The sequence below is a fragment of the Anaerococcus porci genome (assembly GCF_034090325.1).
Classification (GTDB): Bacteria; Bacillota; Clostridia; order Tissierellales; family Peptoniphilaceae; genus Anaerococcus; species Anaerococcus porci.
Window position 1 is genome coordinate 62,367 of record NZ_JAXDSU010000040.1, and the last position, 15,866, is coordinate 78,232.

At 28.1% G+C, this 15,866-nt stretch carries 14 protein-coding genes and 1 tRNA gene; 1 reads left to right on the top strand and 14 read right to left on the bottom strand.

Translation table 11 applies throughout. The features are described from left to right. Positions 1–7 precede the first annotated feature (7 nt). The 14 genes from SOR60_RS04320 to SOR60_RS04385 form a co-directional block, all read right to left on the bottom strand. A complete protein-coding gene (locus SOR60_RS04320) occupies positions 8–547 on the bottom strand; it encodes an FMN-binding protein (protein ID WP_154539088.1) in 540 nt (179 codons plus the stop codon). After that, complete coding sequence (locus SOR60_RS04325; RefSeq protein WP_320595291.1) at positions 540–1,484, bottom strand: RnfABCDGE type electron transport complex subunit D; 945 nt, start codon at positions 1,482–1,484, stop codon at positions 540–542. The genes SOR60_RS04320 and SOR60_RS04325 overlap by 8 nt, the downstream gene beginning before the upstream one ends. 11 nt (positions 1,485–1,495) lie before the next feature. Continuing rightward, a complete protein-coding gene (gene rsxC, locus SOR60_RS04330; protein ID WP_176269491.1) occupies positions 1,496–2,812 on the bottom strand; it encodes an electron transport complex subunit RsxC in 1,317 nt (438 codons plus the stop codon). A gap of 64 nt (positions 2,813–2,876) precedes the next feature. Beyond that, on the bottom strand, positions 2,877–3,533 hold the full coding sequence (locus tag SOR60_RS04335) for a lytic transglycosylase domain-containing protein (protein WP_154539101.1): 657 nt from the start codon (positions 3,531–3,533) through the stop codon (positions 2,877–2,879). After that, positions 3,530–4,120, bottom strand: a complete 591-nt coding sequence (gene coaE / locus SOR60_RS04340; RefSeq protein ID WP_320595292.1) for a dephospho-CoA kinase — start codon at positions 4,118–4,120, stop codon at positions 3,530–3,532. The genes SOR60_RS04335 and coaE overlap by 4 nt, the downstream gene beginning before the upstream one ends. Then, on the bottom strand, positions 4,107–6,746 hold the full coding sequence (gene polA, locus SOR60_RS04345) for a DNA polymerase I (protein ID WP_320595293.1): 2,640 nt from the start codon (positions 6,744–6,746) through the stop codon (positions 4,107–4,109). The genes coaE and polA overlap by 14 nt, the downstream gene beginning before the upstream one ends. Positions 6,747–6,813: 67 nt before the next feature. After that, entirely contained in the window at positions 6,814–8,376 is a 1,563-nt protein-coding gene (locus tag SOR60_RS04350) for a hypothetical protein (RefSeq protein WP_320595294.1), read from the bottom strand. A 92-nt stretch (positions 8,377–8,468) separates the two neighbouring features. Beyond that, positions 8,469–9,533, bottom strand: coding sequence for a glycosyltransferase (locus SOR60_RS04355; protein WP_154539109.1), 1,065 nt, complete (start codon positions 9,531–9,533; stop codon positions 8,469–8,471). An 84-nt stretch (positions 9,534–9,617) separates the two neighbouring features. Beyond that, positions 9,618–9,704 (bottom strand) — tRNA-Leu (locus SOR60_RS04360). Between the two features lie 51 nt (positions 9,705–9,755). Continuing rightward, positions 9,756–10,349 (bottom strand): phosphatase PAP2 family protein, encoded by a 594-nt coding sequence (locus tag SOR60_RS04365; protein WP_320595295.1) that lies wholly within the window; start codon positions 10,347–10,349, stop codon positions 9,756–9,758. A 76-nt stretch (positions 10,350–10,425) separates the two neighbouring features. Next, complete coding sequence (locus SOR60_RS04370; protein WP_320595296.1) at positions 10,426–11,700, bottom strand: CapA family protein; 1,275 nt, start codon at positions 11,698–11,700, stop codon at positions 10,426–10,428. A gap of 48 nt (positions 11,701–11,748) precedes the next feature. Continuing rightward, positions 11,749–13,065: a sodium-dependent transporter gene (locus SOR60_RS04375; protein WP_320595297.1), complete on the bottom strand. Its 1,317-nt coding sequence runs from the start codon at positions 13,063–13,065 to the stop codon at positions 11,749–11,751. Between the two features lie 11 nt (positions 13,066–13,076). After that, entirely contained in the window at positions 13,077–14,399 is a 1,323-nt protein-coding gene (locus SOR60_RS04380; RefSeq protein WP_320595298.1) for a sodium-dependent transporter, read from the bottom strand. Positions 14,400–14,485: 86 nt separating this feature from the next. Continuing rightward, the gene (locus tag SOR60_RS04385; RefSeq protein WP_154539117.1) at positions 14,486–14,848 is read right to left on the bottom strand and encodes a PaaI family thioesterase; all 363 of its coding nucleotides are present in this window, start codon (positions 14,846–14,848) and stop codon (positions 14,486–14,488) included. A 93-nt stretch (positions 14,849–14,941) separates the two neighbouring features. On the opposite strand from SOR60_RS04385, the gene SOR60_RS04390 reads away from it, so the two are divergent. After that, complete coding sequence (locus SOR60_RS04390) at positions 14,942–15,850, top strand: diacylglycerol/lipid kinase family protein (RefSeq protein WP_320595299.1); 909 nt, start codon at positions 14,942–14,944, stop codon at positions 15,848–15,850. Positions 15,851–15,866 lie beyond the last annotated feature (16 nt).

A 15,866-nucleotide genomic window follows, 5' to 3' on the forward strand; every position in this document is an offset into this window, starting at 1 on the left:
TATCCCCCTACTTTATGCTTTCTAATACTTCTCTTGCAGTATTGATACCATTTACAATAGAAGTTGTAGATAGTGTTGCTCCTGAAATTCCTACAATTTCATTTTCAGATCCAGATTGTGAAGCACCAACCTTATTGTCCATGCTTACTCCCTTAACACCTTCTTTAAACCAATCTTCTTCCATTTGAAGACCAAATCCTGCAGATTCTGAATGTTTCAATGGAGAAAATCCTGTTATTTTATTGTCACTATCAACACCTAATATGAACTCGATGTCTCCACCATATCCACCCTTAGAAATGATATCGAACACATAACCCTTGTCTCCATCAGCCTTATATACTCCTACTATAGAAGCAGGAAAATTTCCTTTTACTTCTTCAAAATTATTTGCCTCTGGGAAAGCCACCTTTAATGATTCGTTTAATTTTTCTTGATCTGCTTCTTTTATAATTGGCTCTGTAATTGAGTTTGTAAAAGCTAGAACCAAGGCTGACACAGCTGTTATAATTAATAATTTGATTCCTAATTTTAATGCTTTACTCATCTTTTTCCCCCTTATCATTAGCATGACCAAATACCTTTGGCATTGTTTTACTATCTATAAGTGGTACTAGTAAATTCATTAGAAGTATTGAATAAGATACACCTTCTGGGTAGCCACCAAACACCCTAATAACAGATGTTATAAGTCCACAACCTATTGCGAATATTATCTCGCCATTTTTTGTAACAGGACTTGTTGTATAGTCAGTTGCCATGAAAAATGCACCTAACATCAAACCACCTGACAATAGTTGTTCTAATATTCCATCAAAAGATTTGTTAAAAATAACCAATAAAACTGCTGTTGTTAATATGTAAACTAAAGGTATTCTTAAAGAAATAACTTTTCTAAAAACTAGATATAAGGCTCCAATCAAAATGGCAAGTGTTGAAACTTCACCAATACATCCACCCATATTTCCTATAAACATATCTATAAGTGATAGTTTAGACCTATCAGATAATGCTGTTGCAGCTGATACGGCTGAAACTCCACCCGGTGCTACAAAGTAAGACATTGAACTTGACCATGAAGCAAGTAAAAATGCTCTAGCTCCTAGGGCTGGATTTACAATATTTTGTCCTATACCACCAAAAAATTGCTTACATATAACTATAGCAAAAACCGAACCTATAACTGTTTGCCAAATTGGCATTGTAACAGGTAGGTTATAAGCTAAAAGTAAACCTGTAACTACTGCTGACAAGTCATTTATTGTAGACTCTCTTTTCATTACCTTATTTGAAATAAACTCTGCTACCACACAGCTTATAACTGAACATAAAATCAAGATTAATGCTCTAATTCCAAAGAAATAAACGCCCGCTAAACCTGTTGGAACCAAGGCGATTATTACATCGAGCATCTCTTTACTAACAGTTCTCTCGCTTCTTAAATGAGGAGAGGATGATACTACTAATTTATTTTGCGCTTGCATTTAATTCTCCTCTACTTTCCTGCTTGACGTATTTGTCTTTTTCCAAATCTTATAGCCTCTACTAAAGGTCTTTTGGAAGGACAAATATATGAACATGACCCACACTCTATACAATCAAGTATGTTTAACTTTTGTGCCTTATCAAATTTTTCTTTAAGTGAATATTTATGAATTAATAAAGGCATTAATCCCACTGGACATACGCTTACACACTTTCCACACCTAATGCATGGATTTGTAATTGGTGCTTTAGATTCTTCTTTATTTAAAACTAAGATACAATTTGAAGCTTTTTCTACTGGTTGTTTAATATTTGGTTGAGCAATACCCATCATAGGTCCACCATTTATAACCTTACCAAAATCTTCCTTGAATCCACCTGCTTCATTTATCATATCTTCAAAGCTAGTACCAATCCTAACTAGGAAATTAGATGGTTCTTTAATGCCATGTCCTGTTACTGTAACGTATCTTTCAATAAGAGGTTTGTTATAATAAACTGCCTCATAAATTGCATTAGCACTTGACACATTGGATACAATAACACCAACATCCATTGGCAAGCCACCCGATGGGACTTCTCTATGTAAAACTGCATTTATAATTCTTTTTTCATCACCTTGAGGGTATTTTGTCACCATAGTTGCAAGCTCAAGTTTTGAAGAGTTCTTATCAGCTAATGCTTTTTTTATTTTTTCTATAGCATTTGGCTTATTATCTTCTATAGCAATAATTCCCCTTTTTGCATCAACAGCCATGACTAATAGTTCAAGTGCATCAACTATTATCTCAGGTTTTGTTTTTAAAAGAAGATCATCACATGTAACATAAGGTTCACATTCTGCACCATTTATAATAACAGTATCAATTGCTTTATTTGGTGAATATTTTATATGTGCAGGAAATGCTGCTCCTCCCATACCTACAAGACCATTTTCTTTCATCCTATTAACTATTTTTTCTTTAGTTAAATTAAGGATTTCTTCTTTTTCAAACTTCATCTCTTGGTCATAGCCTTCAGTGTTAATCACTACAGCCTTACTATTTTTACCGCTAGCTGTTTGAATGTCAATTATACTGTCTACTTTACCATTTACTGATGAATGGATATTAGCTGAGAAATTACCTACAGCCTCACCTATAAGCTGTCCTATTTCGACTTCGTCGTTTTTCTTAACTAAACATTTGCTTGGAGCTCCAATGTGTTGAGTCAAAGGAATAGTAACCTTTAAAGGAATCTTAGCGATTTTTAGATTAGTATTCTCGCTTAATTCCTTAAACTCTGGAATCTTAACTCCATTGTCAAATGACAAATTTTCTAGAGCCATAATCTCTCCTTTCATTTTTTATGTATAAACACATTATAGTTTATTTCACGATATTATTCAATAATTAAAGCAAATCTGTTTTTATTTTCTTTAAAAAACTCTTATAGTTTTTAATAGCTAATTTTTTCCTATTTGATAAATCTTCTTGTGTTGGAAGCCCATCTTCATAGAAGACTTGCATCAAATCATAGTTTGCATTAATTTTTATAACATATTGTCTGGTTTCTTCAATTGGAATATTACTAATTTCTGGATCATACCTATCTATTATTCCATCCTCAATCCACTTATCAACATTACCTATTCCACCATTATATGCAGCAAGAGCTAAATCCTTATTGTTATAATATTTATATAAATAATTATAGTATCCTACTCCAAGATTTAAATTATAGTCTACTTCCTTAAGTTTATCTGGTAAATAATCTTCACCTAAAATCTCTGCACTGTGTTTTGCAGAATTTTCTAAAAGTTGCATAAGTCCCATTGCATCTTGACTAGAATGGGCATTTATATCAAAATCACTCTCTACTTTTATAATAGATGATACTAGCAAAGGATCTACATTATATTTTTCTGAATATTTATATATTTCTTCTTGATAGGCTATTTTTTGTCTAGATGTTTGGTAGGCTATTAGTGAAAAACTAATCACGACCACCATCAAAAAACTTATAATTATTAGTCCAAATATTTTAAGTATACTTTTTAATACCTTCATACTTTCTCCAAATCTTTTAAGGCTCTATCTACTTGTTCTTTAAGATTAGATAAGTCAGAACTATTATCAAATACAATGTCTGATTTTTCTTCCATTAGACTTTGATTTTGACTTTCTATTTTTTTTATAGCGTAGTCTTTTCTTATCTTATCCCTTTTGATTAGCCTTTTAATCTGTATATTTCTATTTGCTTTTACAAGCCATATATAATCACATGAAAATTTCTCTTTCATTTGAAAAAACAAAGGAATTTCAACAAAAATTAAATTACCTTTATAATTTTCTATCATATGATTGATATGATTAACAATATTTTTATGACTTATTTTATTTAAAATTTCTCTTTTTTGGGGATCATCAAAAATTATTGAAGCCAAAACTTTTTTATCAAGCTTACCATCTAAAAAAGCTCCTTTAAATGCATCTATTTTTTTTATAGCAATATAATTTTTACCACCTTCTTTTAAAAGTTCTCTATTTACTAAGTCTGCATCAATAACCTCATACCCCATATCTCTTAAAATTTGTGATAAGGATGACTTACCACTAGCAATAGTTCCTGTAATTACAATCCTACTTGGATTCATACATACTATCTCCAGAATCTATATCAACTAAAAGTGGAACTTTCAAATCTGCTGCATCTTGCATAGATTTTTCTAAAATTTCTTTAGCCTTATTCTCATCTTCTTTTCCTACTTCAAGGATTATTTCATCGTGAATTTGTAAAATAATTTTTGCATCTATTTTTGATTTTTTTAAATTCTCATAGGTTTTTATCATGGCATATTTTATAATATCTGCTGCAGAACCTTGAATTGGTGTATTAAGTGCAACCCTTTGGCCAAAACTTCTTACATTGAAATTTTTAGAATTTATTTCTGGCACATATCTTCTTCTATTAAAGATAGTTTTTACAAAGCCATCTTCTTTTGCCTTATCTACAATTTTTTTCATATATTCTTTTATTTGTGGATAAGTATTTAGATAATTATCTATATATTCTTTGGCCATTTTTCTTGGAATATTTAAGTTTTGACTTAAACCATAATCACTGATTCCATAAATTATCCCAAAGTTTACCGCTTTTGCCTCACTTCTTTGAAGTTTTGTAACCTCATTAATTGGCGTATTAAATACTTCTGATGCTGTCTTTGTATGAATATCTACAGAATAAGAAAAGGCATCCTGCATCTTTTTATCATCTGAAAGGTGGGCTAGAACTCTTAATTCAATTTGTGAATAATCAGCATCAACTAAAATCTTTCCCTCATCTGCCTTAAAAGCCTTTCTTATTTTCCTACCCTCATCAGTTCTTATAGGTAGGTTTTGAAGATTGGGTTCAGTTGAAGAAAGTCTTCCTGTAGCTGTAACATTTTGTTTAAAGGTAGATCTTATTCTTCCATCTTCATCTATACATTCTTCTAAAGATTCAAGATAGGTTGATTTTAATTTAAATAACTCCCTATATTTTTCTATTTTTGGTATAATTTCATGTTTATCTCTAAGCCTTTCTAAAACTTTAGCATCTGTAGAAAATCCAGTCTTAGTTTTTTTGATAATTGGTAGATCTAAATCTTCAAATAAAACTTTTCCCAATTGTTTAGTAGAATTTATATTAAACTCAGATCCAGCAAGCTCATAAATATCATCTTCTAGCGATTTGATTTCAACTGATACTTCCTCTTTAATCTTTTCAAGTTCTTCTTTTTTACAAACAAAGCCAACAATTTCCATCTCTGATAAAACTTTTGAAAGCTTTATTTCGCAATCCTTATATAGGTCAAACATTGTAAGTTCAGTAAGCTTTGAGATTAAGATATCTTTGGAGTCCTCTATGGCATTAAGTGTTGATGCCATATACTTTCCAAGTATTTCTTTATTCAAATCTATAAATAACTTTTTCTTCTTACCTTTACCTAGCAATCCTTCTTTATTTTCAACTTCATATTTAAGATATACTTGTGATAAAGCCTTAATATCATAAGAAGACCTTGATGGATCAATAAGATAATGCATAAGCATTACATCATCATATGGTAATTCTACATTAATACCTATTTTATTAAGAAGAACTATATCTTCTTTTATGTCAAATGACACTTTATTTATTAGCTTATCTTCAAATATATCTTTGAAGTTTTTAACAAAATCATCATCCAAGTCGTATATATAAGTTTTTGAAGTATCTGATTTTATAGCAATAAAAAGTGGTTTTGAATGGATGTAATTTTCTCCATCATAGATAGTCTTAAAATAGAAGTTTTGGCTTTTTTGAATTTCATCAATTATTTCATAATTTTTGCTAAATTCATAAGAAAAGTCCAAACTTTTTTTTATCTTTTCTTCACTATCTTCAAATTTTTCTAGAAATTTATTAAAGTTATATTTTGAAAACTTTTCCTTTAAAGAATTTAAATCAGGTTCTTTTACCCTTATATCATCTAATTTAATCTCTACTGGAGCATTAGTTACAATAGTACCTATCTTTTTACTTAAAAAGGCAATAGCTTTAGAATTTTCTAAATTTTCCTTTGTCTTCTTTCCTGAAATTTCATCTAAGTTTTCATAGAGACTTTCCATAGAACCATAATCTTGAATGAACTTAATAGCTCTTTTTTCACCTATTCCATCAACACCCGGAATATTATCACTTTTGTCCCCCATAAGTCCTTTAACATCTATAAGCTGTTTTGGAGATAGACCATATTCTTCTTTAATAGTTTTTTCTGTAATCTCTTCCATTTGAGATATTCCCTTACGTGTAAGATAAACTACAACTTTTTCATTTACAAGTTGAAAATAATCCTTATCCCCAGTAATTATTACAGTATCTAGTCCATCATCTTTTGCAATTTTTGCAAAAGTTCCAACAATATCATCAGCTTCATAACCATCTATATCCAAATATCTAACATTTAAAGAATCTAGTATATCTTTTAAAATACCAAATTGATAATTTAGTTCATTTGGAGCCTTATCCCTATTTGCCTTATAATCTTCAAATTCTTTGTGTCTAAAAGTTTTAGTCTTTTTATCAAAAGCTACAAGTATATAATCAGGTTTGTATTCTTCAACAGCCTTAAAATACATTGTCAAAAATCCATAAACACCATTTGTCATAACACCATCAGCGTTTGTAAGATTTGGGAGGGCAAAAAAAGCTCTAAATATCAAGCTAGATCCATCTATTAGCATTACTTTTTTACTCATACAATTCTCCTTTATATTAGTATAACATATTTTAAAATCTAAATTAAAAAAGTAAGTAGCCAATAAACTACTTACTTAAGTCAATAACATAATCATAATCATCTTTATTTATAGACGAAATATTATTCTTTGTGATTATATCCGTATTATCTTTTTGAAAAATATATCCTATCATATATTTATAATATCCCATTTTATCTTCATTTAATACTATTAAAATATTTTTGCTATGGTCTGGCATACTATTATAAAACTGATCAAGTTTATTTTTTACAAATATATTTTCTGAGTTATTATACATATCCTTATAATTAATAAGTGTTACAAGTGTAAGTAAAATAATTGAAATAGATATAATTAAAAAGTTTCTAAATGACTTATTAATTAATAAATATATAGCTAATAATATTAAATAAAGGTCAATTGTTTTACTATATCTATCAAATGAAGCTAGATTTATAGCCTCAAACGTAGGCATTGAATATAAATACATATAATAATTGCCTAATTGATAAATAATATATATAGTAGCTAAACTTATAATTATTTTTAAAACTTTATTTTTTCTATTACTTAATAAAAATACTATAACTAAAACTATAAAAAATAAAAATATAATTTTTTGCTCTAAAATTGCATTTATAAATCTCTCACTTATTAATCTTATGTCTTCACTTGTCTTAAGAGAAAAATTTGTCTTATAACTTTCTATATCTAGACTATGTTTGCCAAATTCAGTAAAAGTTTTATGAATATGAAATGACCAAGATCTTTGACTTATAAATAAGCTTAATAGAGAGAAAATTACAAGTTTTAAATCTTTTCTTATATATTTATATATTAAATAGAATACTATAAGAATTGTAAAATAAACACTAGAGTTTTTAATAAGACTTGTATAAAGTATTATTGGAAAAATCATTAAAGAACTACTCTTATTATTTATAAAATCATTCTCATAAACATATATCATACTTGCAAAACCACTTGTTGATATAAGCGTATCTACTAACAAACTATTTACTGGTGTATTAAAATATAATACTGTTATTGCTAAAATAAAAAACAAAAAAACACTTACTAAATTTTTCTTGAATTTACTAAATAATACAAAATACCCACTAAGTATAGCAAATCCATTTACAAACATTGCACCAAATTCTGAGTATGAAAAAAAGTTCATTATAGCATATATAAAATAAGCGGACATTTGAGGGTAAGTATTAAATAAAATATATTTATCACCTTCATTATTTAGTCTATTTGTTTCAATCAAAAATTTAGATATTCTAGCCCAATGACTAAAATTATCGTAATGAAGCATTTTTTTATTAAAAAGTATTAAAAATAAGATTATGAGTAAAACTAAAAAAAAACAATAATCCTTCAATTTTAGTAAAGCTTCTTTTTTTTTGACTATTATAAATATAAAGTATATTGAAAGTATTATATCAAACACATATATGCCTATCTTCATTATTGAAAAAAGTGCTAAAATATATACAAAACTAGATATTACACAAACATATAAAAATGGTATAAATGATGTAGAGATTTTAATTTGTTCTTTAATAAACAAAGAAAATCCTAAAAAAGAAAAACTTATAAGAATCAAATTTATAACTAACATAATATCTCCTATTGATAAAATCATACTGTATAGATTTTTATTTTGCCGATTCTAAACTTATCAAAATAAAAAACATAAAACTATTATATTCTTTAATTAAAAATATACTTATCTTGTATCTTAAATGATACTAAGAATATAAGGCTATCTACTCCTATCTTTATAATAGATGAATCTAAATTTATCATATAATATATCTTATCTACTAAAAATGCAGATAATATTAATTGACTTAACCATAGAAAAATATATTTAAGAAATACGTTCTTATGATTGACATCATCATTAAAAACCAAGTTTTTATTTACTGTATAATTAAATAAGCCAGAAATAATCCTAGCAACTATCGTTGAAATCCATATGATAGGTGAAAAGCTTGTAAACATATTCTTTAAGATTTTTACAAGTAATGTATATGAACTTATATCTACTATCCAAGATGAAATAGATGATAAGATAAATTTAAAAAATGTCTTAAACATCACTAAATAAATCTTAAAAGAATCTTTTATTGGATTAAAATGGGTTTCACTATTGTTGTCAAAATATACTGTTTTTATAGGAATTTCTTCAATTTCTATATCATTTTTTGAAGAGTAGATAAGCATATTTATCTCATATTCAAATCTCTCGCCTTCAAGATCTAAGAAATCTTCTAAATGTTTTTTTGATATTGCTCTGAGACCTGTTTGAGTATCATAAATTTTATCACCAAACATAATTTTATAAACAAAGCTAGTTATTTTATTTCCAAATGCACTTTTAAAAGGAACATTATCTTTATTAAAATTTCTAGAGCCTAAATAAAGTTTATTTTCTTTTGATAGTCTAAGAATATTAGCTATATTTTCAATATCAGATACATTGTGTTGACCATCTGAATCTGCTGTTATGACATAAGAAAAATCATTGTAATTATTTAATATATAATTAAAAGAATTCTTTAATGCTCTTCCTTTCCCAAAATTTTTATAGTGCTTAAATATTTCTACACCCTTACATTTTAAATCGTCGAAAAATTTTTCATAATCTTTACTACAGCCATCATCCACTATTAAAATTCTTTCAAATCCTTTTTTCCTTAAATCATTTATGTAGTTAAATAGAATTTCTTTAGGTGGATTTAGGGCTGGTATTAATATTATAATATCCTTCATAATTTCCTTACTTTTTTTCTTATCATTTTCATTCTAAAACAAAAGCAGGCCTAAGCCTGCAAACATGGAAAAATAAAAAATCAATGGTGCTGGTGGTGGGACTTGAACCCACACGCTCCGAAAAGCAACAGAGTTTGAGTCTGTCTCGTCTGCCAATTCCGACACACCAGCATTAATAATACTTGTATATTATATCATTAATTAAAACTCCTTGCAAATTTTTTATAATTTTCTAAAATCTTTTATGTCTTTGTAAAGCTCTCTTAACTTCACTCTAATTTCTTTTGCATTTCTAGAATAGTAAAATTTAATTCCTAATATTGCACAAGTTATTCCCAATATAGATCCTACAATAACATCTGAAGGATAGTGAACATAGAGATATAATCTAGAAAATGCTATTAAAAACGTAAGTATTGTTGCCATTATATTTATCGTTTTTGATTTAGAAAACAAGAGTATTACTGTAAGCATACAAAATGAAATTGCTGCATGTCCAGATGGAAAGGATGGATCGGTTGGCTTCAGTATCAAAAGCTTTATTCCATTAACTATCTCAAAAGGTCTTGCCCTATCAAACAAAGGTTTTAATATTAAATTTACTATTATAGTATTTACAATTAAGGAAAAAACCATTATTTTTCCTATGTTTTTATACTCTTTTGTTGTAAGAAATATTAATATCAACAATATCCAAAATATACCCATATTACCAAGAGCTGTTATACTCGTCATAAGGTTATCTAATAAAGGTGATTTTAGAGTATTTTGTATAAAATTTAATATTGATATATCTATTTTAGTTATAAAACCCATATTAACTCCTCAGCAAATACTATTATTATTTTAGCACAAATCAAATAATAAAAAAAGGCTCAGTTGAGCCTTTATTTTAGTCCACTTTAGTATTAATCGTATCTGTGACCATTGAGTCAGCCTGCCTAATTCTTTCTCTTTGAACTTCATCTATTTGGTCATAATATTTTCCGCCTTCAAGAAAATCAGTTGTATTATATACTTTTGCATATGCGCCATAATCATCATATCCATGGCCTACCCATATAGGATAAAATTCTACCTTATCAAGTCTAATTTCACCAGTAGCAATATTTTTTTCAACTCTAATATCAAAGGCTACAGTTTGTTCAGTTCTAATATCTCCCAAGCCTTCTAATGATTGCATGGAAATAAAATTACCACATGAGTAAGCAATATATCCTTCTCTTCCATCTTTTGCTTTATATGATTCTGCTGGTTGAACTACATGAGGATGGTTTCCTATGACAATATCTGCTCCCCATTCTATCATATTTCTTCCAAGTTCTACTTGAGCTTGACTAGGGTAAGATTCATATTCATTTCCCCAATGTGGATAACAAATTATTAAATCTGCCTTATTTTTCTTGGCATCTTCTATATCATTTTTAATTAATTCGGAATCTAAATAATTTATTAAATCTTCTGGTTCATTTTCTGTAATAATAGATTCAAGACCATTTATACCATAAGTATAGGAAAGAACTGCCAATTTTATATTTCCTACATTCCTATATAAAATTTTATCTCCATTCTTAATTCTTGTCCCAACATGGTCTATATCATTTTTATTCATATAAGATATAGTGTCGAATATTCCCTTTTCTCCTGAATCTGCGGAATGATTATTTGCAGTAGTTAAGATGTCAAATCCAGTATCTTTTATATCTTTAATATAATCTACTGGTGTGGTAAACATAGGATACCCTGATGCTTCCTTGTCAGGATTTACTGAAGTTTCAAAATTACCTATTGAAATATCAGAATCACTCACAAAATCTTTAATATATGAAAATTGACTAGAAAAGTCATAAGCTGTTTGGCCTGCTGAATAAAAAGCATGATTTACTTGTGACATATGAGCCATTATATCTCCAAATGCTTTTATTCTTATTTTTTCTATATTATTATTCTTCTTATTTTCTTTATCATTTACTATTTTGGTTGAAATATTTGACTTATAATCTTTATCACTTGTTTTTTCAGGGTTTTTTATATCATCAATTAGCTTTACAATACTTACGACTTCTTTTGAATTGATTTTTTCTTCATTTTTTACTTTACATGATGATAAAGAAAAAAATATCAAAGAAAATAATAAGATTTTTATAATTTTTCTAGTATATTTCACATGATTTTCCTTTTTTATCTATAATATAACAAAGTTTTGTTGATTTTCCTAAAATGATATTTGATATCTTATAGCTATAATGCATAAAATTAAGGCCATTGGTACATACAAGTATCTACCAAGATAATACCAAGCGTTTTTATGTTTTATCTTAGTACCCTTATTTATCTCATCTAAAAGATCTTCTTTTTTCATAACCCAAAACCATGATATTGCACCCATTATAGCAGATATAGGGAGTATATAGATTGTAACAAAATTCATCCAAACTCCCCATTTAGCTATAGGGTGTAAAAATAATCCTGCCATAAATACTATTGCCATTAATACTACTAAAACTAAATTTCTATTTAAATTATTAAATTTAGATGTAATAGCTTCTGCCACAGTTTCAATCATAGACTGAACAGATAGAACTCCTGCGAATACTATAGCTATATAAAGAATAACCGCAAATAATCTTCCTCCAGATATATTTTGTAAAACTTTAGGTAAAACTACAAAAATAAGCTTTGGTCCTTCTGACTGAGAAAATCCAAATGCAAATGTTGCTGGAAGCATAACAAATGACGAAAGCATTGCTGCAATAGTATCAAGTACAGCGGTTATAGTAGAATTATGAACTATATCTTCACTTTCAGGAAGGTAGGAGCCATAAACTACCATAACTGTTGATACAAGAGATAGGGAGAAAAATGCCTGTCCCATAGCTGCAATCCACAATTTTATATCAAACAACTTGCTTACATCCATACTAAAAATAAACTTATAACCTTCAAACGCCTTATCTAAAAAAGCAATTCTTACTGCTAAAATTATAAATAAGATAAAAAATAAAGGCATCATAAATGAGTTAGTTTTCTCTATACCTTTAGTTCCATATGCAAGTGTTAAAAAAACTATAATTACTAGTAAAAGATGTTCTTTTAATAAGACAAAATCTTTAGTAGATATTGACTCAAACCACACATTTGAATCAGTACTCAATAGACTTCCATTTATTGAATCTATAAGAGCTTTTAGTACATAAGTTATAACAACTGTATAACCTATTGCTAAAAGAAAAACTCCAATTAAAGGAATCCACCTAATAATTTTTCCTACTTTTTCATTACCCCTACTTTTCCAAACACTTTTAAAAACACCCATAGGGCCTGACTTATACTTCCTACCCACCGCACTTTCAGCAGCAAGTCCTACTCTTCCAAATATAAATACAAAAAATAGATAGGGAATTAAAAAGGAGAGTCCTCCATTCATTCCAAGCTTATAAGGAAAAGCCCACACGTTGGCAAGGCCTACTGCGCTTCCAACACAAGCCATAATAAATCCCCACTTATTAGTAAATTTTCCATTATTTTCCATAAAATTCTCCATTAAAATGTTACTTTAAATACTAAGGCTAAAATTGATAAAATAATTGCTATTGGTACATATACATATCTTCCAAGCCTATACCATTTAAGAGAAACTTTCTTATCTGCTCCTTGGTTAACTTCATCCAATAATTCTTCCTTTTTCCAAAAATAAAACCAAGTTATAGCTCCTATAGATGCACCTATAGGTATAATATAAATGGAAACAAGATCCATCCAAGGTCCCCACTCATTTATTGTTTCCATATTAACTCCTACTATAAAAGTTATAAGACCAATAATAGTTAAGGCTTTAATTCTACTTATTTTCTTAAATCTATGCATTATTGATTCTACAATCACTTCAAACATATTTTGAAGGGAAGATACACCTGCAAAAATAACAGCTGTGTAAAGTATGATTGCAAATATACGACCACCTTTTATATTTTGTAAAACAGTTGGTAATACTTCAAATAAAAGTCCTGGTCCACCAGCTTGATCTAGGCCAAAAACCAATACAGAAGGCACAATTACACACGATGATAAAAGTGCTGCGAGAGTATCAAATATAGCTGTTGACTTTGTTACAGATATTATATCCTCATCCCTATTTAGATAAGAACCACAAACAATCATCCCACTACCTGTTACAGAAAGAGAAAAGAAAGCTTGTCCCATGGCATTAACCATAGTTTTAAGATTTAACTTATCTAAATCTAGCCTAAACATATACTTATATCCCTCTAAAGCATTAGGTAAAGAAAGAATATAAATTGCTATAATTACAAATAAAATAAAAAATGCTGGCATCATAATTTTATTGGACTTCTCTATTGTATGAGCTCCTTTTAAACAAGTAAAAAGTGTTACTGCTATAATTATAAAATGATAAAAAACAACTGAATAATCTTTTTGTGAAAAAGATTCAAACCAATCTTTACTATTTCTTACTAGAAGTTCACCACTTAAAGAATCTACCAAGGCCTTTAATACGTAAGTTACAATTACTGCATAACCTATAGCTATAAATAGCGAACCTATTAGAGGAATAAATCCAATATTTCTACTTATAAAACTATGTTTTTCATTATTTTTCTTGGAGTTTAAAGCATACTCATAAGAACCTAGAGTTCCTGTTTCAGCTCTTCTACCTATTGCAAATTCACTAGATAAACCTACATAGGCAAAAATGGATACAAACACCAAATAAAACAAGAGAAAGATTAGACCTCCGTCTTGAAACTTATAAGGAAAGCCCCAGACATTCGCCATTCCAACTGCACTTCCTACCGCCGTTAGGATAAAACCTAATCTAGACGAGAATTTTCTTTCATTGTTCATATTTAACTCCTTTACTTTAACACACCAAGGTGTCGGCGTGCTATTGAACTTTTTTTATTATATCATAAGAAGTTAAAATATGGTAATTAATTTGGCTTAAAAAAAGAAAATCTTCCTATAGCAATAAGTTTGCAATTGTCATCAAATACATCACAATCTATATTTACAATATGTCTACCTTTCTTTCTAACATTACATTTTGCATATAAATAAGCCGTATCATGGGCTGGTCTTAAAAAATTTGTATAGCCTTCAGTTGTTACAATTTCTACTTCACCAAAAATTTCAGATGCTTTCTTACCACATGCCGTATCAATTAGAGTCATAATAACCCCTCCATGAACTATATTATTAATATTTAGACAATAATTTTTTATAGGTATTCTGGTTAATATTTCCCCATCCTTATCCTTTATATATTCTATTTCAAGATAATCAACAAAATTCATCTTATCTCCTTTCTATACTTTAAATTTTATTATAACATTTTTTTATAAAACATTTTACTCATGTTATAATAGTTTTATATTTGATGGTGACTTATGGAAAAAATATTATATATCCTATCATCAAAGTCTGGTAAAACTGAATTTGATATAGGAAAAAATGATTTAAAAAAACTTTATAAAAATAGAAAAAACGATGTTAAAATCATAGAAACAAACTATAAAAATCACGCTAAAAATGCGACTTATGATTTTATTAAATCTAACAAGGATGTTAAAAAAGCTATTATTGTTGCAGGCGGAGATGGTTCTTTAAATGAAATCGCTGAAATTATTTATAAATATGATAGAAATAATTCATCTTTAGGACTCATACCAATGGGAACTGCTAATGATTTTTCTAAAAATTTCTCTTACAAGAATTTTTCAATCAATAGTCTATTAAATTTCAAAAATAAAAAGATTGACTTAATTAAGGTAAATAATTCAATATGCATAAATGTTCTCTCATTAGGTTTTGACACTATTGTTTTAGAGAATGCTTACAAGATTCTCGATAAAAATCCAAATCTTGGAAAAAAAGCCTATCTACTTGGAGTTTTAAAATCTATTCCCAAGATTTCTTATAAAGATCTATATTTAAAATTAAAAGATGATAAGGGAAATATATTAAAATTCAATGATAAGTTTCTTTTATCAGCTATTTGCAATGGTGGATTTTATGGATCTGGTTTTAACCCAGCTCCATCTGCAAAAGTTGATGATGGAGTTTTAAATTTAGTTTATGCTAAAAAAATACCAACATTGCTGCTTCCATCTCTTATAGTCAGATATAAGTATGGAAAACTTGAAAATTCAAAGTATCTTAAGGAAATAAAGGTTAAAAAAGGTCTTATAAAAGCAAAAGAGGATATTCTTGCAAATATTGATGGAGAAATTTTCAAATCTAATAATATTGAATTTGAAATCATAGAAAAAGCAATTAATTGGATATATTTTAATTAAAAATTGGCCAAAAGGC

What these genes read in the sequence shown, in the direction of transcription:
- SOR60_RS04380 (WP_320595298.1), bottom strand. Translation starts at nt 14,399, where the DNA reads ATGAACAATGAAAGAAAATTCTCGTCTAGATTAGGTTTTATCCTAACG.
- SOR60_RS04350 (WP_320595294.1), bottom strand. Translation starts at nt 8,376, where the DNA reads ATGTTAGTTATAAATTTGATTCTTATAAGTTTTTCTTTTTTAGGATTT.
- SOR60_RS04365 (WP_320595295.1), bottom strand. Translation starts at nt 10,349, where the DNA reads ATGGGTTTTATAACTAAAATAGATATATCAATATTAAATTTTATACAA.
- rsxC (WP_176269491.1), bottom strand. Translation starts at nt 2,812, where the DNA reads ATGGCTCTAGAAAATTTGTCATTTGACAATGGAGTTAAGATTCCAGAG.
- coaE (WP_320595292.1), bottom strand. Translation starts at nt 4,120, where the DNA reads ATGAATCCAAGTAGGATTGTAATTACAGGAACTATTGCTAGTGGTAAG.
- SOR60_RS04325 (WP_320595291.1), bottom strand. Translation starts at nt 1,484, where the DNA reads ATGCAAGCGCAAAATAAATTAGTAGTATCATCCTCTCCTCATTTAAGA.
- SOR60_RS04355 (WP_154539109.1), bottom strand. Translation starts at nt 9,533, where the DNA reads ATGAAGGATATTATAATATTAATACCAGCCCTAAATCCACCTAAAGAA.
- SOR60_RS04375 (WP_320595297.1), bottom strand. Translation starts at nt 13,065, where the DNA reads ATGGAAAATAATGGAAAATTTACTAATAAGTGGGGATTTATTATGGCT.
- SOR60_RS04335 (WP_154539101.1), bottom strand. Translation starts at nt 3,533, where the DNA reads ATGAAGGTATTAAAAAGTATACTTAAAATATTTGGACTAATAATTATA.
- SOR60_RS04320 (WP_154539088.1), bottom strand. Translation starts at nt 547, where the DNA reads ATGAGTAAAGCATTAAAATTAGGAATCAAATTATTAATTATAACAGCT.
- SOR60_RS04385 (WP_154539117.1), bottom strand. Translation starts at nt 14,848, where the DNA reads ATGAATTTTGTTGATTATCTTGAAATAGAATATATAAAGGATAAGGAT.
- SOR60_RS04390 (WP_320595299.1), top strand. Translation starts at nt 14,942, where the DNA reads ATGGAAAAAATATTATATATCCTATCATCAAAGTCTGGTAAAACTGAA.
- polA (WP_320595293.1), bottom strand. Translation starts at nt 6,746, where the DNA reads ATGAGTAAAAAAGTAATGCTAATAGATGGATCTAGCTTGATATTTAGA.